Annotated in this window: 20 protein-coding genes; 14 read left to right on the top strand and 6 right to left on the bottom strand. The window is 67.6% G+C overall.

What is annotated here, in order from left to right:
• Window positions 1-44: 44 nt before the first annotated feature.
• A complete protein-coding gene (locus tag AC5FRW_RS14330) occupies window positions 45-671 on the top strand; it encodes a DJ-1/PfpI family protein (RefSeq protein ID WP_493569142.1) in 627 nt (208 codons plus the stop codon).
• On the opposite strand, the gene AC5FRW_RS14325 is transcribed toward AC5FRW_RS14330, so the two are convergent.
• Window positions 668-1,684 carry an ArsA family ATPase gene (locus AC5FRW_RS14325; RefSeq protein WP_493569141.1) on the bottom strand — a complete coding sequence of 339 codons (1,017 nt, stop codon included), beginning with the start codon at window positions 1,682-1,684 and terminating at the stop codon, window positions 668-670. The genes AC5FRW_RS14330 and AC5FRW_RS14325 overlap by 4 nt on opposite strands.
• 50 nt (window positions 1,685-1,734) lie before the next feature.
• Entirely contained in the window at window positions 1,735-1,890 is a 156-nt protein-coding gene (locus tag AC5FRW_RS14320) for a DUF7563 family protein (RefSeq protein WP_493569140.1), read from the bottom strand.
• 139 nt (window positions 1,891-2,029) lie between these two features.
• Here AC5FRW_RS14320 and AC5FRW_RS14315 point away from each other — a divergent pair, with 139 nt between their 5' ends.
• Both AC5FRW_RS14315 and AC5FRW_RS14310 read left to right on the top strand, forming a co-directional pair.
• Window positions 2,030-2,749, top strand: a complete 720-nt coding sequence (locus tag AC5FRW_RS14315; RefSeq protein ID WP_493569139.1) for a DsbA family protein — start codon at window positions 2,030-2,032, stop codon at window positions 2,747-2,749.
• A gap of 5 nt (window positions 2,750-2,754) precedes the next feature.
• Entirely contained in the window at window positions 2,755-3,336 is a 582-nt protein-coding gene (locus AC5FRW_RS14310) for a hypothetical protein (RefSeq protein ID WP_493569138.1), read from the top strand.
• Between the two features lie 524 nt (window positions 3,337-3,860).
• On the opposite strand, the gene AC5FRW_RS14305 is transcribed toward AC5FRW_RS14310, so the two are convergent.
• Window positions 3,861-6,281 carry an ATP-dependent DNA helicase gene (locus tag AC5FRW_RS14305; protein WP_493569137.1) on the bottom strand — a complete coding sequence of 807 codons (2,421 nt, stop codon included), beginning with the start codon at window positions 6,279-6,281 and terminating at the stop codon, window positions 3,861-3,863.
• A 161-nt stretch (window positions 6,282-6,442) separates the two neighbouring features.
• On the opposite strand from AC5FRW_RS14305, the gene AC5FRW_RS14300 reads away from it, so the two are divergent.
• The 3 genes from AC5FRW_RS14300 (at window position 6,443) to AC5FRW_RS14290 (ending at window position 11,201) form a co-directional block, all read left to right on the top strand.
• On the top strand, window positions 6,443-8,662 hold the full coding sequence (locus tag AC5FRW_RS14300) for a PAS domain S-box protein (RefSeq protein WP_493569136.1): 2,220 nt from the start codon (window positions 6,443-6,445) through the stop codon (window positions 8,660-8,662).
• Between the two features lie 56 nt (window positions 8,663-8,718).
• Entirely contained in the window at window positions 8,719-10,749 is a 2,031-nt protein-coding gene (locus AC5FRW_RS14295; protein WP_493569135.1) for an NHL repeat-containing protein, read from the top strand.
• A 104-nt stretch (window positions 10,750-10,853) separates the two neighbouring features.
• Complete coding sequence (locus AC5FRW_RS14290) at window positions 10,854-11,201, top strand: DUF5658 family protein (RefSeq protein WP_493569134.1); 348 nt, start codon at window positions 10,854-10,856, stop codon at window positions 11,199-11,201.
• Window positions 11,202-11,220: 19 nt separating this feature from the next.
• On the opposite strand, the gene mct is transcribed toward AC5FRW_RS14290, so the two are convergent.
• The gene (gene mct / locus AC5FRW_RS14285; protein WP_493569133.1) at window positions 11,221-12,411 is read right to left on the bottom strand and encodes a succinyl-CoA:mesaconate CoA-transferase; all 1,191 of its coding nucleotides are present in this window, start codon (window positions 12,409-12,411) and stop codon (window positions 11,221-11,223) included.
• A 122-nt stretch (window positions 12,412-12,533) separates the two neighbouring features.
• Between mct and glmS the strand changes: the two genes are divergently transcribed.
• From glmS to AC5FRW_RS14250, 7 genes are all read left to right on the top strand, one after another.
• On the top strand, window positions 12,534-12,974 hold the full coding sequence (gene glmS / locus AC5FRW_RS14280; RefSeq protein WP_493569132.1) for a methylaspartate mutase subunit S: 441 nt from the start codon (window positions 12,534-12,536) through the stop codon (window positions 12,972-12,974).
• Between the two features lie 2 nt (window positions 12,975-12,976).
• Window positions 12,977-14,416 (top strand): methylaspartate mutase subunit E, encoded by a 1,440-nt coding sequence (locus tag AC5FRW_RS14275; protein WP_493569131.1) that lies wholly within the window; start codon window positions 12,977-12,979, stop codon window positions 14,414-14,416.
• Window positions 14,406-15,713 carry a methylaspartate ammonia-lyase gene (locus AC5FRW_RS14270; RefSeq protein WP_493569130.1) on the top strand — a complete coding sequence of 436 codons (1,308 nt, stop codon included), beginning with the start codon at window positions 14,406-14,408 and terminating at the stop codon, window positions 15,711-15,713. The genes AC5FRW_RS14275 and AC5FRW_RS14270 overlap by 11 nt, the downstream gene beginning before the upstream one ends.
• On the top strand, window positions 15,710-16,801 hold the full coding sequence (mch, locus tag AC5FRW_RS14265; protein ID WP_493569129.1) for a 2-methylfumaryl-CoA hydratase: 1,092 nt from the start codon (window positions 15,710-15,712) through the stop codon (window positions 16,799-16,801). The genes AC5FRW_RS14270 and mch overlap by 4 nt, the downstream gene beginning before the upstream one ends.
• Entirely contained in the window at window positions 16,798-17,838 is a 1,041-nt protein-coding gene (gene citE, locus AC5FRW_RS14260; RefSeq protein ID WP_493569128.1) for an L-malyl-CoA/beta-methylmalyl-CoA lyase, read from the top strand. The genes mch and citE overlap by 4 nt, the downstream gene beginning before the upstream one ends.
• A 60-nt stretch (window positions 17,839-17,898) precedes the next feature.
• A complete protein-coding gene (locus AC5FRW_RS14255) occupies window positions 17,899-19,962 on the top strand; it encodes an alpha-L-rhamnosidase-related protein (RefSeq protein ID WP_493569127.1) in 2,064 nt (687 codons plus the stop codon).
• 69 nt (window positions 19,963-20,031) lie between these two features.
• Window positions 20,032-21,198 (top strand): M24 family metallopeptidase, encoded by a 1,167-nt coding sequence (locus tag AC5FRW_RS14250; RefSeq protein ID WP_493569126.1) that lies wholly within the window; start codon window positions 20,032-20,034, stop codon window positions 21,196-21,198.
• Window positions 21,199-21,216: 18 nt separating this feature from the next.
• Here the strand turns inward: AC5FRW_RS14250 and AC5FRW_RS14245 are convergent, their stop codons facing one another.
• Window positions 21,217-22,335, bottom strand: a complete 1,119-nt coding sequence (locus AC5FRW_RS14245) for a pyridoxal phosphate-dependent aminotransferase (RefSeq protein ID WP_493569125.1) — start codon at window positions 22,333-22,335, stop codon at window positions 21,217-21,219.
• An 82-nt stretch (window positions 22,336-22,417) separates the two neighbouring features.
• On the bottom strand, window positions 22,418-22,561 hold the full coding sequence (locus tag AC5FRW_RS14240) for a hypothetical protein (protein WP_493569124.1): 144 nt from the start codon (window positions 22,559-22,561) through the stop codon (window positions 22,418-22,420).
• A 121-nt stretch (window positions 22,562-22,682) separates the two neighbouring features.
• Between AC5FRW_RS14240 and AC5FRW_RS14235 the strand changes: the two genes are divergently transcribed.
• Window positions 22,683-23,201: a CinA family protein gene (locus tag AC5FRW_RS14235; RefSeq protein WP_493569123.1), complete on the top strand. Its 519-nt coding sequence runs from the start codon at window positions 22,683-22,685 to the stop codon at window positions 23,199-23,201.
• Window positions 23,202-23,227 lie beyond the last annotated feature (26 nt).

The raw sequence follows: 23,227 nt of genomic DNA, 5'->3' as shown, positions 1-23,227 counted from the left end.
GCCTCGCCGGACTGCTTTTGCCGGCCGCTCGCCAATCCTCGCGCATGAGCGACGCCACCGCCGCAGTACTTCTGTTCGAGGGGTTCGAAGAACTCGACGCGCTCGGGCCGTACGACGTGCTCAGCACCGCCGTCCGTGCAGGTGCAGAACTCGATTCGGTCGAACAGGTCACCGTCGACGGGACCGAGCGGGTGACGGCGAGCGAGGGGACGATGGTACTGGCCCACGGACGACTCGATCCCGCGAATCCCCCCGAGTACCTCGTCGTTCCCGGCGGTGGCTGGAGCAGTGGCTCCCAGATGGGTGCCCGGGCCGCCGCGGCGAACGAGGACCTCCTGACCGCGATCACCGACTGCCACGCGGCCGGGACGACGGTCGCCTCGGTCTGTACTGGTGCGATGGTCCTCGCCAGCGCGGGGCTGCTCGACGGTCGGCCGGCGATCACCCACCATACTGCGACGGACGACCTCGCCGAGACCGACGCCCGACTCGTCGACGCGCGGGTCGTCGACGACGGCGACGTGCTTACCGCCGGGGGTGTCACCGCCGGGATCGATCTGGCGCTGTGGCTCGTCGAACGCGAGTGGGGACGTGAGATCGCGGCGGCAGTCGCCGAGACACTCGAATACGAGCGGTCGACGGATCTGTACCGGAGCGACGACGACGGCTAATCGAGGCAGGCGGCGACGACCCGGAGCAGTTCCTCGCCCTGCACTTCCTCGGCCAGCAGCGGCACCCGGCGTACGTCGTGGCCTCGGAACAGGTCCTGTGACCGGGCCAGTGCGTCCTGCTGGACCGACCAGCGCCGGGCACAGAACTCACAGTCGGCGTGGTTCGGGCCGACGTAGTCGGCTGGCACGTCGGCGTCGACGACGCTGTCGAGGTCCTGCATGACGCGATTGACGACGATCGTGCCCGCTGGGACGCCGAAGCCTTCGAGACGGTCGAGCAGGCGCTCTGACTCCATCACGGACAGCTCTTCGGGCACCATCACGACCCGGAAGTCCGTCTTTGCGGGATCACGAAGCACGGCCCGCAGCCGTTCGATCTGGTCGCGCATCGCTTCGAGGTCCCGGCGGGCGTCTTCCTCGCTCTGGTCGTCGCCGAATATCCCGCCCAGTCCTTCGAGCATTCCAGACATGCGCTCTTTCAGCGTGAGAATCTTGCCCAGCATCGAGTCCATCGCCTCGGGCAGTTCGAGCAGGCGCAGCGTGTGGCCGGTCGGCGCGGTGTCGATGACGACGCGCTCGAAGCGCTGATCGTCCATGTATTGCAAGAGGAGTCGCATCGCCGCGGCCTCGTCGGAGCCGGGCATCGAGCCGAGCGGGTTCGCCTCGTCGCCACCCAGCAGTTGTTCGAGACCGCCCAGATCGCCGTCCATCCCGAGCGGGCCATCGCCCATGGCCGCCTCGGGATCGATCTCGGCGGCGTACAGCGGCACGTCCTCGCGAATCCGTGTCGGCTCGCTCGGAATCGCGGTGCCCAGCGTGTCCGAGAGGGAGTGTGCCGGATCGGTCGAGACCACGAGCGTCGCGGTCCCGTCGCGGGCGCTCGCAAGCGCCGTCGCCGCGGCACAGGTAGTCTTGCCGACGCCGCCCTTCCCGCCGTAGAGGACGTAGTCGGGGGCTTCGACCCCGGTCGGCGCGTCGATCTCCTCGACCGTCTCGACGTCGATCTCGCTCATAGCCGGCGCTATCGCTTCTGGCCTTGAGTACTTCTCGAAAACGGACCGGGTTACTGCCGGGACGACCGCGCTTCGCGCACGTCCGCACCGTCACGCAGTTTGTCCTCGCAGTATGGGCACACCCGTGGCCCGTCGTATCCTTCGGGGGTAAACACCCGAACGTACTGCTCCGTTACGAACTCTCCACAGTTCTGGCACTCGGGCATCCATTGTTTCACTCACACGATATCATATATGCTTTCTGCATCGGATCACTTCGCGTCCCGCGAGAATTGGAACGGTCTCGTGTGTGATTCGGGTGCGAATCCGGCGAACTAATTTGAAGGCTGGTCCCCACGAGGTGGTATGGACGAACGGACGCGACGCGGATTGCTGTCCAGTGGTGCCACGGGACTGGCCCTCACCGCCGGCTGTCTCGGGAGCGGTGGCGGGAGTGATGGGGGATCGACAGGTGGGGGCGACGCGACCGACACCCCGACAGTGATGCGACAGGGCAGCAGTGACGTGACCCTCGACCACCCGTCGGCGACGGGGATCAACGAGCAGCCAACGCTGGGTGATCGGGGGTGGCAGGGCGTCATCGTCGCTTTCGAGGACCCCTCCTGTCCCACCTGCCGGCGATTCAATCAGAACACGTTCCCACAGATCAGATCTGACCTCCTTGCCACCGGCGACGCCGCCTACGTCTTCCGTGGCTACCCCGTCGTCTACCCGTGGGGGGACCCGGCGAGTCACGCGCTCGAAGCGGCGTTCGACCGCGACCCGGCGGCGATGTGGGCACTGAAAGACCACTACTTCGACGAGCAGGGCCAGTTCGACACCGACAACGTCCTCGACCGGACGGCGACCTTCCTGAACGACGAGACCGAGGTCGACGGTGACGCCGTCGTCGCCGCCGTGGAATCGGACGACACTGTCGACGCGGTCCAGACGGACCTCGATGCCGGGAAGGCCGCTGGTGCCTCGGGCACGCCGACGTTCTATCTCTTCCGTGACGGCGAGTACCAGACGACCGTCAGCGGCGCGCAGGATTACACCGTCTTCGAGAACGTCCTGACGGGGTGAGTGCGATGGTCCGCCTCCCCACCCGGTCGGCCGACTGGCGACTGATGGGCCGGACGGCCCGCCTCGTGGTGACGATCCCCGGCTACGCGGTCGTCGCGTTGGTGGGCACACTCGTCGCGCTGACCGTCTTCGTCGCCTCGCTGAACGTCCCGCTGGTCGTGAACACGCTCTCGCTCCCGCTCGCGACCGCCTCGAAAGTCGAGATCCTCGTCAGTCTCTATCCGTTCGTCGGGTCGGCCTACACACCGCTGCAGGGCGGCCTGCTCGTCCTCGTCGCCATTGCCCTCGGGATCAACCTCGCGATGCTGGCCTACCACTTCGTCGAACACGGGCTTTCGCTCCAGCAGGGCGGCACCAGCGTCGTCGGCGCGGTACTTGGCGCGCTCGGCGCGGGCTGTGCGGCCTGTGGCTCAGCTATCCTGCTGGGCATCCTCTCTCTGCTCGGCATCTCCACGTCGCTGCTATGGCTCCCGCTGGACGGACTTGAGTTCGCACTGGTGGCGCTCGCGGTCGTCCTCCTGTCGACGTACTGGCTGGCCGACGGGATGCGCGGCGGCGAGATCAACGGCTGTCCCATCGACCTGTAGTTTCGGTCGACGATCTACTCCCCACGCTCGAATCACTCGACAGGACACCGAAAGCCCGCTCCCTATCATCCACGGCGGCATTCAGAGACGCGGTCAGCAAACGAGACGACGGGTCACCGAAAGCCCTCGGCTCGCTCCGGGGGTCTGTGCGGGATATTCTCCCTGCGGTCGAATAGTTGCCCACGCAGACCCACCGGACCGAACCTCGCCCTTTCATCCACCAGGACGTAGCTGACGACACCGTCCACGAGCCTGGCGGATGAAAGGGCGAGTCGATTTTCGAGAACCTGGACTCGACAAGCCACGAGGGACTCCGTCCCTCGGCCCGTGCGAATGGGCGCAAAGCGCCCGTGAGCAGACGCCGACTGGAGCGCAGTCGTGGTCTCGGGACCGAAAATCGACGAGGGCTTTCGGTGTGTCCGTTGCCGTGACGATTCCAGCGAGGGCTTTCGGTGTGTCCGTTACTGTGATGGTTCCGGCGTGGGCGTTCAATGTGTCTAGGAGGTCGATCCCTGCATCCGAACTCACGAGTCCCAGAACAGATCGAGTTGGTCGGCCAGAAACTCCGGGGTCATCCGGGTAAACTCCTCGCGTTCGTTCGCCGGCAGGTATTCGTAGACGGAGTGGCGCGCGTCGGGACAGAAGCGCCGGCCGACCAGCGCCCGGACGCCGACTTCGTCGGCCCCCCGAATCACGCGCCCCATCGCCTGCCGGGCGCGACGGACCGCGGGGACGGTCAGGGCGTACTCGAAGGCCACGTCCTCGCCGAAGGTGTCGCCGTAGGCCCGCTGGACCGCACGGACCCGCGGTGAGCCGATGTTGACCAGTGGGATGCCGACGACCCCACAGGTCGACAGTTTGTCGCCGTCGTAGTCGACGCCTTCCGTCAGTGTCCCGCGCGTGCTCGTCACGAGCACCTTGCCAGCGCCGCCGTAGAAGCGTTCTTTCAGCTGGTCTGTCGCCTCGTTGCTGGAGGACTCGTCGACCAGCACCTGTTTGTCGACGACGCCGTCGAGGTACGCGCCCGCCCACGCCGCCTCGCGGTAGTTTGGCATCGCGATGAGGACGTTGCCCGGCGAGCGCGCCAGTGCTCGCAGGGCGTGGGCGTACTCGTCGCGGGTCGGATTCCACGACTCGCCCAGCGGGCGCATCGTCCCGGGGTCGCCGCGATTGCGCGCGGTGAAGGGGCGACAGTCGACGAGGTACGACGCCCGATTCTCGGCGGGGAAGGTCAGCCCGTAGGTGACGCTGTTGACGTATCTGGGATCACGGTCTTTCCCGCCCTCCTGTAAGAACGTCAGGCCGGCGACCTGCGTGAACACGTCCATCGGTTCCAGCGTCGCGCTCATGAGGACGCCACCGCCGAGTTCGTCGAAGACCTGTTCGAGCGCCCGCGAGGGCATGCAGTTGTAGCACAGCAGGCCGGGCGTGTACGCGACCTCGTAGTCGGCGTCGACGTGCCGTTCGTCGGCCGGCGCGTGTTCGAGTTCGACCTCGCGGAGGAAGCCGGCGTGATCGCGCTCCCACCACTGACCCATGATCGCGCCGACGGCGGCACAGACTGGTGTTCGAGTCAGTCCCAGCGTGTCGATGGCCTCCTCGACGGCGGCACCGATCTTCGAGAGCGAGCGCCACAGGCCGCCCTCGTACCCCTCGTGTTCGGCCCACGCGGTCAGTTCGTCCTGCTCGACGGTCTCGGGGTCGCGCAGTGGGACCTCGTGGTCGTGGTCGGGCAGTGCCTCGGGATCGGTGCGCCAACCCTCGAACTCCCCGTCGAGGAACTGCCGAACGCGGCCGTCGAGCCAGTCGAGCACGTCGTCGTAGAACTGCTGGGCCTGCTCGACGGCTTTCAGGGGCACCTCGCGAGCGCCGAGTACCTCCTCGACCTGTTGCTTGTGGTCGTCGGTCTGGCGGGCGCGCTGGAGCAGGAAGTTCAGGTCGTTGCGGGCCTGTTTCAGCGTCTGCTTGCCGACGCGATCCGAGAGCAGGTCCCGGACCCGCTCTTCGAGGCGGTGGGCCTCGTCGACGACGACGAAGGTGTCCTCGTCGAGGATCGAGGAAAGCAGCGGTCGCGTTTTGGGGTCGAACAGGTGATTGTAGTTGCCGATCACCACGTCCGCGGTTTCGAGCATGACACTCATCGCGCGATGCGGGCAGGTACCGTACTCGACGGATGCGGGCAGGTACTCCTCGGCGGTGACGACGTTGTGCTCGCCCACGTCGAAGTCGATCGGTGAGCCGGTGTTTCGGGCGTACCAGTCGGCCTCGAACGGACAGTAGAGAGGCGGATCGTCGCTCTCGGCGATCGCCTCGGGAGCGGCGGGCTGGCTCGGTCGATACGGCGAGTCCGCACCAGCGGTCGCGAGCGTCTCCTCGCCCAGCGTCTGCTGGTCGCGCGCGTCTGGGCGGGCGGCGGCCGCCAGATCGCTGGCGATCTGTGGGTCCCACCACTGTTCGTCGTCGCCGAGTTCGGCCTCGATGGCGGCACTTGCGGGAGCGTTGTCGACGCCCTGCGCGTCGCCCTCGACGAGGCGGGCGGTGTTCTCGCGCAGGTCCTCACAGCGGTCGTGGACGCCGGCGTCCTCGGGGAAAACCCCCTCTCGGCCGTACGGACAGAGGTCGGACTTGCCGACCAGCGACAGGCCGTCGAGTGGCTCGTCCAGACCCGCGTTCATCGCACGCAGGTCTTCGACGAACTGCTGTAACTGCTGTTTGACCGGTGTGACGACGACGATGCGCTCGTAGCGGTCGGCATCGAGAAGCTGTGCACCGGCGGTGAGTGCAGCCATCGTCTTCCCGGTTCCACAGGGACCTTCCATCGCGAGGTAGCCCCGGGCCTCGCCGGCGTCGATGACGCGCTCGATGGCGTCGGCCTGATTGGCGTACGGCTCGTCGAACGCGAACACGTCGCGCCAGTCACGTTCGTCGGCCGTCGAGTCGGGCATTACCGGTCCGTTGGTCGCCCCCCGGTTTGAACCTCCGGATCTGGCCCGGCGACGACCCCGGACGTGTCGGCCGTGTGACTCGCTTTCGGATCGACCTGAATCTTTAAGCGGTTGCGCAGTCCCTGAGGAAGTAATTAGGGTGTCTGGGGTGGAACGAAACGATGGGTGAGCAGCGAGAATCGAAGCCCGAAGCGTGGCGAGGCGACGGTGTCCCTATCCGCGTCGCCGTCGTCGACGAGCGGTCGACCATCGAGGCCGTCCGGGCCGCCGCCGAGGGCTGTGAAACGCCGATCAGCGTCGCCGACGCGAGCGATCCGTCCGACAGGCGGCAACTGCGCCAGCAGGAGGGGTTCGACTGTCTCGTCGTCGAGTTGGGGGCCTCGAACGTCGATGTGGTGGATCTCGTTTCCGACAGTGCCGTCCCGGTCGTGCTCTACACCGACGCCGATCCCGCGTCCGTGTCGGACGCCGTCCTCGATGCGGTCGATACGCTCGTCGAGAAGGGCAAACTGGCCGACAGCGCTCCGTTCCTGATCGAGAAGATCGTCGGTCTCACGAGCGCTCCCGAGGAAAAGAGCCGGTACGCGCTGGCCCGTGCGCTGGCGTCGGTCGACGACGACGCCGCGTGCGAGGGTCACCAGTTCCTCGTCGACGACGACGGGACGATTCTGTGGGCCAGTGCGCCCTTCGAATCGGTGTTCCCCGTCGACGGCGTCGACGGGACCGTGCCAGACTCGGGCGGACTGTACGACCGGCTGGCGGCGTTACTTGGCGACGTGCCCAGTGCGATCCAGACCGTGACCCGGGCCGACAGAGCGGTCGATGCGACGGCCGAAGAGACGGTGACGATTCCGACGGCTGACGGCCCGGCTCATTTCACCCACTCGGCACACGTCCTCCCGGAGCGTGCCGGCGGCCACCGCCTCGAACTGTTCCGCGAGGTGACACCACAGGTCCAGCGCGAGGCCCGTCTGGAACTGCTCGATCTGCTGGTCGAACAGGCACAGGACGGGCTGTACACGCTCGACGAGAACGGCGTCATCGACTTCTGTAACGAGTCGCTGGCGACGATGCTTGGCTACGAGCGCGAGGAACTCATCGGCTGTCACGCCTCCGTGACGCTGGCCGAGGGCCAACTGGAGAAAGGCCAGCGTACCGTCCAGTACCTCCAGACGACCGACGATGAGAGCACGACCGTCGACATGACGTTCGTCGACCGGGACGGCAAGGAGTTCGAGGTGTCGATCCACTACACGCTGTTGCCCTCCGAGGACGGGAGTTACGCCGGGCTGATGGGTGTCGCCCGCGACATCACCGAGCGAAAGGAGCGCGAGCGGACGCTCGAACAGTACCGGACGCTGGTCGAGAGCGCCGCCGATCCGATGTACGTTCTCGATACCGAGAGGCGGATCGAACTGTTGAACGAACCGATGGCCGCCTTCTTCGGCCGTGAAAAAGGAGCGGTGATCGGGCAGGACATCAACACGCTGTTGCCGGACGAGAACCGCGAACGCGGGGACGAGGCACTGAAGTCGATCCTGCGCGACGACGAGAAACGTTTCGAGAGCTTCGAAAGCTGGCTCACCGACGCCGAAGGCAATCAACGGCGGTACGAAGTGACCATCGGCGCGATCTACGACGACGAGGCGTTCGTCGGCTCTGTCGGGACGCTCCGTGACATCACCGAGCGGACGCGTCGCCGCGAGGAACTGGATCTGCTACGGCAGGTGTTCGCGCGCGTGCTGCGACACGACCTTCGCTCGGAACTGTCGATCATCATGGGCAACACCGAGGTCCTGCGGGCAGACCTCGACGGCAGCGCCGCCGAACTCGCCGAGACCGTCATCGAACGCAGTGAGGTCCTCGAAGCGACAGCGACGAAAGCACGGGCTATCGAAGACGTGCTGGACAGCGAGACCGGGCGGACGACGCAGGCAGTTTCGACGACTGTCGGGTACGCCGTCGATGCGGTCGAGCAGTCCCGCCCCGACGCGACCATCGCCGTCGATGTACCGGCGTCCCTGTCGGTCCGTGCCCACCCCAAACTCGCGCTGGCGATCGAGAACGTCGTGGAGAACGCCATCGAACACGGTGCCCCGCTGGCCGACCGGCCGGGGTCGCCGGATGCGGCCATCGACGCCGTCGCCGACGACGACCGCGTCGTGCTCTCGGTCCGTGACGGTGGCGATGGGGTCCCGGACGCCGAACTGGCGGTACTCGAACGAGGGTCGGAGACGCCACTGAAACACGGCAGCGGTCTCGGACTCTGGCTGATCAACTGGATCGTCGAGCGATCGGGCGGGGACCTCTCGTTCGAGCGCGACGGCACGGCGGTCGTCTCCATCACGCTCGAACGCGGATGCTCGCCGTCCGGCCAGTGAGGCGCAGCCAGTCGACAGTAACCTTACAGTAACTGGGAACGACATGTTGCTCAAGAATGTCCTTTACTCACGAGGCGACGATCGGTGACCAGTCGACCGACATCGACACTGCACTGCCAGCGCCGCTGGCAGCGGTGTCGCTCACACTGACCACGCCGGTGGGCGTCCGGCAGGACCCGCGTGGCAACGTCTGGATCGCCGATACGGGGGCCAACCGCGTGCTCGTGGTCGATGGGGCACTGGAGCGCTTGCTGGCGGTGATCGGCGGGCCGGGAACGGACCCAGGCTCGTTCGAGTTGCCGTTTCGCTTCGCCCATCACCCGACTGAGCCGGTGCTGTACGTCACGGATCTGGGCAACGAGCGCGTCCAGCGCCTGACCTACGAGTACGAGACGGGCGTGCCGTCGGTGACGGCCGTCGAGACGTTCGGGCCCGACGACGAGTCGGCGTTCCATCCCAACGGTATCGCCGTCCACGAGTACGACGACGGCCTGCGCGTGTTCGTCGCCGACGAGTTCTATCACGAGGGGGCGGACCTCCGCGGTCGGATCGCAGTCTTCGACGACGACGGGCGGCTCCGGGAGACGTTTCGCTCGATCACGACCGAACACCGCGGCGTGATCCCGCTGTACTGGCCGCAGGGACTCGATGTGGACGCCGATGGCAATCTGCTGGTCGCCAACACCGGCGACGGGGTGTTGCACCACGACGGGGAGTTTCCCTCGTACTTCGCGACGGTCGCGCGCTGTGATCGGACCGGTCGGGCCGTCCCCTTCGAGTCGACGGGGACGGCGACGCTGCCAAACACCTTCGTCACGCCACGCGGCGTCAGCGTCCTCGGGTCGGGCGAGACCGAGCGCATCGCCGTCCCCGACGTGGGTGGGGGGTTCGTCCACATGTTCGACACCGCCACCGGCCACACGAGCGAGGTCCCATCGACCATCGCACCGAATCTCGACGAGCGTCGCTTTGGCTCGCCGATGCAGGTCGCGCCGTACGAGGCACCCGACGGGTCGGCCCCCGGCGACCGGTCCGGGCCAGACGACCGGACGGCCCGCGTACTCGTCTCGGCGGCGCTCGATCACACCGTCTCGGCCTGTGATCTGGCGACCATCTCCGAATCGAAAGCGACGCTCGCGTCGGTCGGGACCGAGCGGACCGAGCCGGGTCGGTTCGACTTCCCGGGGGACGTGACGGCCCTGCCGACTGCCGGGGGCGAGCGTCTGCTGATGGTCGACAGCGACAACGCGCGCCTGCAGGTGACCGACGCCGACGGCGTCGGGCCGCTGTCGACGCTCGCACTGTCGGCGAACCGCTTTCCGATCAGTGCCGAAGTCTGGTCGGTCGAACCGGGCTATGGCTATCTGTTCGTCGCCGACTATTCGATCAGCTACGACGCCGACAACACGGACCCACAGCTCTCGGTGTACGAACTCGACTGCCGTGGCGACCTCCGTATCGACCACGTCACCTCGGCCGGGACCTGGGGCATCTGGGGGAACAACTGCAAGCTTCCGTGGGGGCTGACAGTCGCGGACGCCGAGGATCGGGCCACGCTGCTCGTCACCGACTCGTTCAATGGCCGCCTCATGTGGTGGACGTTCGACCCGGCGACAGGCGACCTCTGCTACGACGACGACGGCGGTGGCTTCGGTCACGACCCCGGCGAGTTCTGGAACCCCAGCGACGTGGCTGTCGGCGACCACGCGACCTACGTCACCGACCGGAACAACAACCGTCTACAGTGTTTCGACGGCGCGGAGTGGCACGTCCACGGCCGCGATGGGTACGGTACCGACGGCGACCGATTCCTGCTCCCCCAGAGCGTCGCGACCGCCGGTGGGTACGTCTTCGTCCTCGATCTGGTCAATCGTGCGATCACGGTGTACGAGGAGACGACGCGTGACGGTGCGCCCGCACTCGACTGTGTCGATGCGATGACTTCCTTCGGCGGCGACCGGTCGGAGGGCGACTTCTGGATGCCCTACGCGCTCCACGCGACGGCCCGAAAAGAGGGGGTCGAACTGGTCGTCCCCGACGCCGTCCTGAACGTCGTCCACCGGTATCACTGGACGCGTTCGTCGTAACCGCGGTCTGTGTGGTAGAAGCAGGCGAGTAACGGCAGTAGCACGATGTTTCGATCCTGTAGCTGACGCGTAACTAATCCCGTGACACGTCTCTGTTCCCGGCGATGGCGACTGCCACCCGCGGGAACGCGCTCGAACTGCTCGAACCGCCGTCTCGAATGTGGCTCTTTGCCGTGCTCTTCTTCGGGGTCGGTGATCTGGTGACGACCACGCTCGGACTGACGGTCGGGTCGTCGACGGAGGCGAACCCGCTGGTCGCACTGCTCGTCCAGCGCTACGGTGTCGTCGTGCTGGTGCCGCTGAAGGTGACACTACTGGGGTCGATCTACGCCATCTGGCGGTGGGTTCCGATTCCCCACGCCTCGGTCGTCCCGTTCACGCTGGCGCTGATGGGACTCGTCGTGACGGTGTGGAACACCGGCATACTGCTCACGGGCACGTTCTCCTGGTGAGGGCCGACGACACTACACCTCAGTCGTCGCTCTCGGCCCGCCGTGGTTCGTCGCCGGCCGCCGATTGCTCGCCCAGCAGTTCCTCGCGGTGTTCGTCGAGCAGCGGTGCGCGCCCGCGCGGTCGCGGGTTCGTCTCGCTCATCTTGATCGGACTCCCGGCGATGGTCACCTGCTCGTCTGTTCCGGGCTGATCGACCGTCGCGAGCATCTCGCGGGCGCGGACGTGCGGGTCGTCGAACACGTCCTCGGTCGTCTGGACGGGTGCGGCCGGGACCCGTCCTTCGAGTGTGTCGACGATGGTCTCGGTCTCGTGTGCGCGTGTCCACTCTGCGATGGCCGCCCGGAGCGCCTCGCGGGCCGCCATCCGACTGGCCGCGTCGGGATACTCCGCGGCCAGATCGGGCCGGTCCATCGCCTCGCAGAGCGCGCGCCAGTGGCCGTCCGAGAACGCGGCGATCACGACGTAGCCGTCGGCCGCTTCGAAGGCGTCGTAAGGGAACAGCGTGGGGTGGGAGTTGCCCTGTCGCGTCGGGGCCTTGTCAGTGTAGGAGTACTGGTAGATCGTTCGCTCACACAGCGAGAGCATCGAATCGTACATCGCCGTGTCGACGTACTGGCCCTCGCCCGTGCGCTCGCGGTGGTGGACAGCCGCGAGGATGCCGACGGCGTTGAGCGTGGCGGTAAAGAGGTCGCCCACGCCCGGCCCGACCTTCGTTGGCGGCCCGTCGGCCTCGCCAGTGATCTCCATGACGCCGCCCAGCGCCTGCGCGATCAGGTCGAACGATGGCTGGCCCTGTCGGTGGGTCTCGCCCGTCCGCGGGTCGCCGAAGCCGCGGATCGAGGAGTAGATCAGTTCGGGATTGTGCTCGCGGAGGGTCTCGTAGCCCAGTTCGAATCCCGCCATCGTCCCGGCCTTGAAGTTCTCGACGACGACATCGGCGCGTTCGACCAGCGAGAGGAAGGCGTCGCGGTCGTCGTCCGTGCGCAAGTCGAGTTCGAGCGACCGCTTCCCGCGGTTGACACTCTGGAAGTAACCGCCGTACGGTTCGTCGTCGCTCTCGACGTGTGGCGGGTTCGCGCGGATGAGATCGCCGCCCGGGCGCTCGATCTTTACCACGTCCGCGCCCATGTCCGCGAGCAACATCGTACAGTACGGGCCGGCCAGCACCTGTGTCAGGTCGAGGACCCGGAGGTCCGATAGCGCACCCATCGATCACACCTCTGTGGTGGCCGTACAAAATCTTTTGTGATTAATCATTATAGACTCCTTAAGGACGTAATACCATGAAAGATCATTACATTTAATATCGATAGCGTTCTCGACGGTAGTACATGCCCCGGACGGTCATCCTCGGCGTCATCGGCTCCGACGCACACGTCGTCGGTATCACGATTCTCGAACAGGCGCTGTCGGCCGCAGGCTTCGACGTCGTCAACCTCGGCGTCCAGACCTCGCAGGCGGACTTCGTCGACGCAGCCAAATCTCACGACGCCGAGGCGGTACTGGTCTCCTCGCTGTACGGCCATGCCCGACAGGACTGCGAGGGCTTTCACGACCGGATCGCGGCCGCTGGGCTGGACGTGCTGACCTACGTCGGCGGGAACCTCGCTGTCGGGCAGGACGACTTCGAGGAGACGCGCCGGCACTTCCGCGACATCGGGTTCGATCGGGTCTTCGACGCCGAAACCGATCCCGAGGAGGCCATCGCCGCGCTCCGGCAGGATCTCCAGCACACCGCTCGCGAAGCCGAACGCGCGAGGGTCGACAGCTGACGATGCCACGCGACGAACGGCTCGCGGGCGAGGAGTTACAGCGACTCGCCAACGAGCAACGCGACGAGTGGCACACCGGCCGCGAGGTCGACTTCGAGGAAGCGATCCACTTCCACGAGTCCCTGCCCGATCACAAACGCTTCGCCCACGTGCTCGAATCGGCCGAGCGGCCGCTGCTCCAGCCTCGCGCGGGCGTCCCCTGTCTGGAAGCCCAGATCGACCTGCTGCAGTACCTCGACGGCGCGGGCGGGGCGGACCTGTTGCCCACGACCATCGACTCCTACACGCGGGATAACGAGTACGAGAAAGCAGAGGAAGGGCTGGCGGCCTCCCGAAACGGCGACACGGACGAACTCAACGGCTTTCCCGCGGTGAATCACGGCGTCGAGGACTGCCGGCGGCTCGTCCGGGCGCTCGACACACCGATCGAGGTCCGCCACGGCACGCCCGACGCGCGCCTGCTCGCGATGGTCTCCCTCGCGGGCGGCTTCCAGAGCTTCGAAGGCGGACCGATCTCCTACAACATCCCCTACACGAAGGGCCACAGCTTAGAGGAGACCATCGAACACTGGCAGTTCGTCGACCGGCTCTGCGGGGCCTACGCCGAGCGCGGCGTGATCGTCAACCGCGAGCCGTTCGGCCCGCTGACGGGCACGCTGGTCCCGCCCAGCATCGCCATCGCGGTGATGCTCGTCGAGGGCCTGCTCGCGGCCACGCAGGGCGTGCGCTCGCTGACGCTTGGCTACGGGCAGGTCGGCAACGTCGTGCAGGACGTGGCCGCGTTGCGGGCCTTGCGAGCGCTGGGCGAGGAGTATCTCCCCGACTCGGTCACCGTCACCACCGTCTTCCACGAGTGGATGGGCGGGTTCCCGCCCGACGAGGCCCGCGCCAGCGGCGTCATCGGACTCGGCGGCGTCACGGCGGCGGTCGCCAAGCCGGACAAGGTCATCACGAAATCGCCACAGGAGTTCCAGGGCGTCCCGACCAAGGAGGCCAACGCCGCGGGCCTGCGGACGACGCGGCAGCTCATCGACATGACCATCGAACAGGACATCGATCTCGGCGGTATCGACGAGGAACAGGCACTGATCGAGCGGACGACGCGGGCGCTGATGGACGCCATCGACGCCCACGGCGACGGCGACGTGGCTCGCGGGGTCGTCGCCGCCTTCGACAGCGGCGCGATGGACGTGCCCTTCGCGCCGAGCGACGCCGCCGCGGGTGCGACCCTGCCGGCCAGAGACGACGACGGCCGGGTCCGGCTGTTCGAGTTCGGCGACCTCGCGGTGCCCGACGAGATCAGGGAGATCCACGAGAACAAACTCGGCCAGCGCGCCGAACGCGAGGGCCGCGAGCAGTCGTTCCAGATGGTCGCCGACGACGTGGACGCGATCAGCGACGGGAAGCTCATCGGTCGCCGGGGTGAGAACCGTGCGGATTGAAGCGGTCCGGGCGATCCCGGGTGTCGCCGGCTTTTTCTTCGACGATCAGCGCGCGATCAAGCAGGGGGCCGAGCGGGACGGCTTCGCCTACGATGGCGAGCCAGTGACCGACGGCTTCGAGCGGATTCGTGAAGCAGGCGAGACCCTCATCGTCGAATTCGATCTGGGCGATGGCCGGACGGTGCGCGGTGACTGCGCCGCAGTCCAGTACTCCGGCGCTGGCGGGCGCGATGCACTCTTTCGGGCCAGCGAGTACCGCTCGGTCGTCGAGGAGGAAATCGCGAGCGTCCTCCGGGGTCGCGAGGCAACCCACTTCGCGCAGAACGCGGCGCTGATCGAGGAGCGACGGCGCGACGACGGGAGACGGCTCCACACCGCCGTCCGCTACGGCGTCTCGCAGGCCCTCCTGAACGCCGCCGCACACGCCACTCGTGGCACGCCGACGGACGTGCTCACGGCGGCGCTGGGAACGACGCCCGCGACCGACCCGATTCCCGTGTTCGGCCAGTCCGGCGACGAGCGCTACACCAACGCCGAGAAGATGCTCGTCAAGGGCGTCCCCGTCCTCCCGCATGGCCTGTTCAACTCCACGGAGTCGATGGGCGAGGACGGATCGGGGCTGGTCGAGTACCTCGACTGGCTCTCGACCCGAACTGACGAACTCGGTCCGCCGGAGTATGCGCCGCGCTTCCACGTCGACGTGTACGGGATGCTCGGCGAGATCTTCGGGCCGCCGTACGACCGCCCGGAGATCCTCGACTACTTCGCTGACCTCCGGGAAGCGGCCGCGCCCTACCCGCTGCAGGTCGAGGGACCGATGGACGAGGAGGGGCGGGCCGACCAGATCGCAGCGATGTGCGAACTGCGCGAGGGTCTCGCCGACGCGGGCGTCGATGTCGATATCGTCGCCGACGAGTGGTGCAACACCTTCGACGACGTGCGGGCGTTCGTCGACGCGGGCGCGGCCGACGTGGTCCAGATCAAGACACCCGACCTCGGTGGGGTCCAGCGCTCCGGTCGGGCCGTCCGGTACTGCAAGGGCACCGACACGCGCGCCTACCTCGGCGGCACCTGCAACGAGACGGCGACCTCCGCGCGGGCCTGTGCCCACGTCGCGATGGCGACCGACGCCGCGCAGGTGCTCGCAAAGCCCGGCATGGGCTTCGACGAGGGATTCATGATCGTCACGAACGAGCTTCGCAGAACGCTCGCCCGGCGGGTGGACGCAGCGACCGAAGGGAGTGAGTCCACCGAACGCGGGTCTGCCCACGCGACGCCGGGAGGTGGCCGCCGATGACTGACGAGACTGCCGACTGGACCGATCCCGACGCCTTCACAGCCCTGCTCGACCGGGCCGAGACCCGCGAGAAGGGTCACTACTTCGAGTTCTTCGAGGAGGGCCAGACCCTCGACCACGACCCCGGTCTCCGCCTGACACAGGCCGGGACCGACCAGTGGGCCAGCCAGACGCTGAACCACGATCCGGCCTACTGGCGCACCGACGCGGCCCGCGAGCGGGACTTCGGCGAGCCACCGATCCATCCGGACTATCTGCTCGCCTGCGTGATGGGTCCCTCTGTCGAGGACTGCTCGGAGAAGGGCGGGTACTTCCTCGGACGCACGGACGTGCAGTTTCACGAACCCGTGTACCCCGGCACCGAGATCAGGGTGCGCTCGACCGTCGAGTCGACCGCTGTCTCGAACTCCCGGCCCGACTACGGCATCGTGACGTGGCGGACCGCGGGCTACGACGCCGACACCGACGACGTACTCGTCAGCTACGAGCGGACGAACATGGTCCCACGCCGGGAGCCGGCGGCGACCGACGGGGGGAAAATGACGGGTGGCGGGAGTGACGGCGACCCGTCTGCGGGACCGACAGACGACCTGCCCGAGCGACTGATCGCCCCCGATGGTCCCCACTTCGAGGACTTCGCCGACGCACTCGACCGGGTGGCAGACGACCCCACGGCCGCCGTCGCCGCCCGTCACGAGCGCGGCCGGACGATGGACGAGCAACTGGTGGCGGGGCTTCCGCTGGCGACGCTCAACACCGCCCGCCAGCATCACAACCGCGACGCGATGGCCGACTCGCCGTCGGGCGACATCGTGGCCTACGGCGACGTGACCCGCTCGGTTGCGCTGGCTCACGCTCGCTCCGACGAGGCGACGTATCGGGAGGTCGCTTGTCACGACGAGCGCTTCCACGACTTCGTGACGCTCGACGACACCGTCTACTGCTTTACGCGCGCCCTCGACGCCGATCCAGCGCCCGGCCCAGCGCGGGCCGGCGAAGTGACCTTCCAGCACATCGCGTTCGACCAGGATCGCCGCCCGGTGTACTCGGGCCGGCGGACCGCACTCATCGACAAGACCAACCAATGACCCGACGCTGCCGCACCTTCCAGACCGCACCGGCCGCCGTCCCCCGCGACAACACGGCGAAGTACCTCGACTCCGGGCTGACCGCCGAGGGGTTCGAAGCACCCGACTGGCTCGTCCCCGACATCGAGGACGGCACCGCGCCGTCGATGAAAGACGAGGCCGTCGAGAACACGATCGATCGGCTCCCCGAGTACGCCCCCGACTTCGGCGGCGAAATCTGGCCTCGCGTCGAGTGGAGCTACGCCGACGGGCGCTTCCGTGAACGCGGGACCGAGCAGATCGACCGGCTCGTCGCCGAGACCGGCGAGCACATCGACGGCGTCGTCGTGCCGAAGGTCGGCCGCGTCGAGGACGTCGAGCGCGCGCTCGCCACCGTCGCCGAGGCAGAGCACGAGTACGGCCATCCCGAAGGATCGATCGGCCTGTCGCTGATCGTCGAGACCGCCCGCGCGTTCTCGGACCTACGAGAGATCGCTCGACTGAGTACGGACTCCCGGCTCACGGGCCTGATCTTCGGCCCGGTCGACTACACCGCAGAACTCGGCGGACGCGCACTCGACGGCGAGCGCCCGCGCTGGGAAGCGATGCTCGAACGCCTCTCGAACGAGGCCAGCGCCGCCGATCTCGTCTGTGTCGGCGGTCCCTTCGACCAGCTATTCCACGAACGGGCCGGCGTCACCTACTACAACGCGCCGGGCTACGCCGAGCAGGTCGAGCGCGAGGCACGGATCGGGATCGACGGCTCGTGGTCGCTCCACCCCAAGCAGACCGTGCAGGCAAATCGCATCCACATGCCCACCAGCGAGGAACTCGAACGGGACGTGAGCAAGATCGAGGGGTTCGCAGAGGCCAAGGCCGACGGATCCGGCGCGGTCGTGCTCGACGGCCAGATGGTCGACGAGGCGACCTACAAGAACTTCGAAAACACCGTCACGACGGTCCGGGCTATCGACGACGCCCACCCCGACCAGACCGGCGAGTGCTACGACGAGGACCTGCTCGACCGGGCACGCAGCGTGGAACTCGGTTTCGAGTAACCCTCCGCTTTGTTTCCGGGCAACACGTACTTGTAGCGCCCGACCTTGGTAATCGTACACATGGCGAACGCAGATGGGTCGCTGCTCGACCGCCTCACTGCTCGCGTACGCCAGACAGTGTCCTTCCTGCGTCGCCTCGATCTCCGAAATCTGCGGATGGTCTCGAAGACGCTGTTGATCCTCGCGCGGCCGGCGATCCGAGACTGGCAGTACAACCGCCACCTCGCGGTGCAGGAACTCCCGCGGGCGGTCTGGAACCTCGTGACGGACCCCGGCGGCATGAACGATTTCCAGTCCCAGTGTTCGGTCGCGGGCTACGTCTCGACGCCCGACGACGGCATCCTCGCGGGCGTGACCGACCGCGGGCGGATGAGCACGCTGCTGTACCCTCACACCGGCTTCACCCAGCAGTTGCCCTATATGGAGACCGGCGAGGGCCACCTCTCGGGTGCCCGTCCCCGCGACGGCGGCTTCTTCGGCGTCGAGGTCGACGGCGAGACGGTGTGGCTCTGGGCGGACGACTTCGAGCACACGATGCGCACGGAGACCGGGACCGGCCTGCTGTCGATCCACTACGAACCGAGCGGTGACGCCCCGGTCGCAGCCACGGAGGTGCTCTACGTCCAGTCCGGAACCGAGACCGTCGTGCGGGACATCACTGTCGAGAACGTCGGTGACCGACCGGTCGAGGGGCTGACCTACTACATGCAGGCCAACGCGAACGCTCGCCAGCAGTACCCACCGGGGATCACCAGCCCCAACAGCGTGTGGGCCTCGGGTGAGGCGATCCAGTGGGCCGACCGCCAGAGCGATGTCGGGCTTCGGCTGTCGACCGCCGCCGACACCACGGTCGTGGACACGGGTGTGACGACGGCGGGCCTCGCTGGTGTCGGTGCGGGCCGAACGAGCGTCTCCGGGACCCACGTCGGCGGCTATCTCACGCTCGACTGCGCGCTCGCACCGGGCGAGCGAACGACGCGCTCGATATTTGTCGGCGGACTCGACCGCGGGGACGCCGTGACCGTCGCACCGACCCCGGAGAAACGCCAGACTGCCGTCGCGGACTACTGGGCGGACCGCCTCGCGGACGCCCCCGTCGACGCCGTCCCCGAGCGCTTTCGCGGTCAGTACCAGCGTTCGCTGGTGGCGCTGCTGGCGCTTGCCGACGCCGAGTCGGGCAGCATCTCCGCCGCGCCGAACCTCCAGCCCGCGTACTACCCCTCGTGGCCCCGCGACGGTGCCTTCGTCGCCATCGCGCTGGCCGAGGCTGGCTGTGGCGACGTGGCGACAGCGTACCTCCGGGATTTCCTCGGCGACGTGCAGGAACCGGACGGCGGCTTCGAGCAGTGCTACACGAGCGACGGCCAGCCAGCGGGGATCATCCACCGGGAGAACGATCAGCAGGGCATCTACTGTCACGCCGTCGGCCGGGTGTACGCGGCGACCGGCGACGACGACTTCCTCGCAGACGTGTGGCCGACGGTCCGCGGTGCTGCAGACTACACCTGCAACGTAGTCGCGAACAACGGCCTGCTGGCGGCCACGCCGGACTTCGCCGAGATGCCCGACGACGCTCGCCAGAGCCTCTGGACGAACACCTACGCGTACCGGGGGCTGCTCGACGCGGCCGCGCTGGCCGACGAACTGGACCACGAGCGCGACGCGGTGCGGTACCGCCGGACCGCCGACGCCCTCGGCGATGCCGTCGAGCGTCACTTCTTCGCTGCCCGCGACGGCTTCGCGACCCATCTGACGATCACGGGCCACGAGTCGTCGGACAACGTCGCCTTCTCGGCCGCGGTTCACCCGACTGGCTGGGCCGACGACTACGGCCACACCGACGACCTCGTCGAGCACTTCGTCGCGAGCTACGAGGCCTGTGACAGCTACTGGCTTCCCAAAGAGTTCACGCTCGCGGCGACGCTGTACGCCGTCGGGCGTACCGAACTCGGGGACGACCTGCTGGCCGAGATGCAGGCCGAGACACTGCCGGGCGGGACGCTGGCCGAGGACGTGGACGCGGACGGCACGCACCGCTTTGCCGCCCTCGGCTGGGCGAACGCCGGCTTCGTCGACGCCGTCCACGTCCGCGAGGGGATCGCTGGCACCGACTCGCTCGCGTGATCGCGGTCGGTGTGTGGCGACGACTTCCCTCGCCGTCGCTTTTTACCCCGTCCGGTCCATTCGGGTGGTATGCCGACCGAACTACCTGCAGGCGAGTTCCAGTCTCGGCTCGACGCGGTCCGCGACCGACTCGGGGCCACCGACGCGGACGCCGCCGTCTGGTTCGACGCGACCAGCATCGAGTACCTGACCGGCTTTCACCACATTCAGACCGAGCGGCCGGTCGCCCTCGCAGTCTCGCCCGAGCGCGTCGCGATCACCGTCCCGCGGCTGGAAGTCGAACGCGTCAGGCCGACGCCCCGCATCGACGCGGTCTACAGCTACTTCGACTACCCCGGTGGCGGCCCAATCGAGACGGTGAGCGAGATGCTGGCCGAGATGGGCGTCGAGACTGTCGTCGCGGACGCGGACGGCGCGCCCGGCGTGATGGGCTACGACGGCCCGCCACTCAGTGACTTCTGTGCGGTCGACGAGGAGGGCATCGAGTGGGTGCCGACGATGCGGGAGGCAAAGAGCGACGCCGAGATCGATCTGATCCGCGAGTCGGCGCGCTGGGCGAACCTCGGCCACCGCTCCCTCGCCGATCACACCGAAGTCGGTGCCCACCCGGCGACGGTCAGTCAGCGTGCCTCGATGGAGGCCTCCCGGGCGATGCTCGATACACTCGGCTCGCAGTACGCCGTCCGAACCCGCGGCGACGGGCCGGTCCACGCGGGCTACATCAGCGGCGCGGAGACGGCCCTGCCCCACGGCCACACGCCGAACGAACGGCTCTCGCGAGGTGACGTGCTGGTCACTGGCGCGACAGCGAACATCGACGGCTACTACTCCGAACTCGAACGGACGATGTTCGTCGGCGAGGTCAGCGACGAACAGGAACACTACTTCGACCTCGCCGTCGAGGCGCAGGAGGTCGCCTTCGACGCCATGGGACCGGGCGTCCCCGTCAGCCACGTCGATCAGGCCGTCTGGGACTACTTCGAGGAACAGGGCGTGACCGACCTCGCACGCCACCACGTCGGCCACAACATCGGCATGGACGGCCACGAACCGCCCTACATCGACAGGGGGTCGGACGCCGAGATGGAACCGGGCCACGTCTACACCATCGAACCGGGGCTGTACACCGACACCGCGGGCTATCGACACTCCGACACCGTCGCCATCACCGAGGACGGCATCGACTTCCTGACCTACTACCCGCGGGACCTCGAATCGAACGTCATCCGGGGGTGAGTGTGGGACGTGACCTGATCACGCGAAGAACTCGGCCAGCCGATCCGCGGCCTCGCTCACCCGCGGCGTCACCAGCGCGAACCGGAACCACTCGGAGCGGGAGTCACCGAACGCTTCGCCGGGCATTCCGGCGACGCCGGCCTCGTCGATCAGTTCGTAGCAGTGGTCGAAGCTGCCGGGGTATCCATCGAAGCGAGCCATCACGTAGAACCCTCCCTCGGGGCGGTCGTACTCCGCGCCGGCTGCGTCGAGGGCCGCACAGAAGGTGTCGACGCGGTCGGTAAGCCGGTCGCGCACGTCGGCGTAGTACGCCGGCCCGGTGGTCTGGAGCGCCCGCAGGACGGCGTACTGGGCGGGACGTGACCCGGCCACGTTCGTCAGCATGTGGCGGGTGCGAGCGCGGTCCAGCAGGTCGCCCGTCGGACCGTCTTCGGGCGGAAAGACGGCATAGCCCACTCGGAAGCCGGTGATCGCCATCGACTTCGAGAAGCCGTTCGTGGCGACGACGTTGGGCGAGTCGGTGTCCAGTGCCGACGCGAACCGGCCGGTGTAGTCGAAGTGGTCGTACACCTCGTCCGAGACCAGCAGCGCGTCGTTGGCTTGGGCGATGTCGACGAACGCTTTCATCGCGTCGGCGTCGTAGACCGCTCCGGTCGGGTTGTTCGGGCTGTTGACGACGATCACCGCCGTCTCGTCGCTCGCCCGTTCGCGCAGGCGCTCCGGGTCGAGGTGGCCGCCGCGATCGACCGGAACGAAGCCGATGTCGGCGTCGAGGAAGTTCGCCCGCCCGGCGTAGTAGGGATACATCGGATCGGTCAACAGGACTTCCTCGCCCGAGAACTGTTCCAGTCCGCCGACCATCGCGAGGTGGTTGGCCTCGCCCGTGCCGTTCGTGACGACGACACGGTCGCGCGCGACGCCGCGGCGGGCAGCGATCCGGTCGCGCAGTTGCGTGAGGCCGACGCTTGGCGGATACTGGTAGTCGTCGGCCTCGAGGTCGGCGTAGTCGCGCAGCCCGTCCCGCAGTCCCGCCGGTGGGTCCCAGTCGGGACTCCCAGAGACCATGTCGATCACGTCCCGGTCGGCCCGTCGAGCGTACTGGATCACTCGAAAGAACTGGGGCGTCTCGTAGTCCATATCCGACGATATACGTCGACCCCCGTCGGTCTTTCTGTCCGCACCGCGCTACCGTCACCCAGTGTCTACGCCACGCTGGCCGTCACTGGCGGATCAGCAACACCACGATTCCGAGGACCACAAGCAGCGTGCCCCAGAACAGGTCCCCCATCGGGAGAAAGCCCAGTATCAGTGTGACGATGCCGGAGGTGAGCAACGACCAGCCGATCGTCGTGCGGTAGGCCATACCGCCGCTTGGCGTCGCCGACGGATAACTGGTCGCCTCAGTGACCAGTTGCCCACCAGAAGTCGACGACACCCTCACCGCTGAACCAACCGTTATCTCACCGTCCGCCCAACATCCGGCCATGCCAGACGATCCTGCCGAGGATGCGATCGAGGCCCGTGTCGGTGACGCGTTGCGCGAGACCGAGGCGACCGTCGCCGTCGCCGAGTCCTGTACCGGCGGTCTGATCGGGTCGTTGCTCACGGACGTGCCGGGGTCGAGTGACTACTTCGACCGCTCGCTGGTCACCTACTCCTACGACGCCAAACGGGACCTGCTTGCGGTCGACCGCGAGACGCTCGACGCCGAGGGTGCCGTCAGCGAACCGGTCGCTCGCCAGATGGCACGGGCAGTCAGAGACACCGCCGATACCACGTGGGGCGTCGCGACGACGGGCGTCGCCGGCCCGGCCGGCGGGAGCGAGGCGACGCCGGTCGGCACGGCGTACATCGGCGTCGCCTACGCCGCCCCGTGGGGGAGTGGTGACTCGACGACGACGGTCTCGCGCTACGTGTTCGACGGCGACCGGACGACCGTCAAGCGACACATCGCCGAGCAGGCACTGTCCGACCTGTTCGACGCCGTCCAGACGCGCCGATAGCACGCCGCCGGCCGGCGCTCCCGTCA

Source organism: Halomicrobium sp. HArcht3-1, assembly GCF_058933345.1.
The sequence above is the reverse complement of the archived record's forward strand: the minus strand, read 5'-3'. Positions and strand labels throughout refer to the sequence as shown.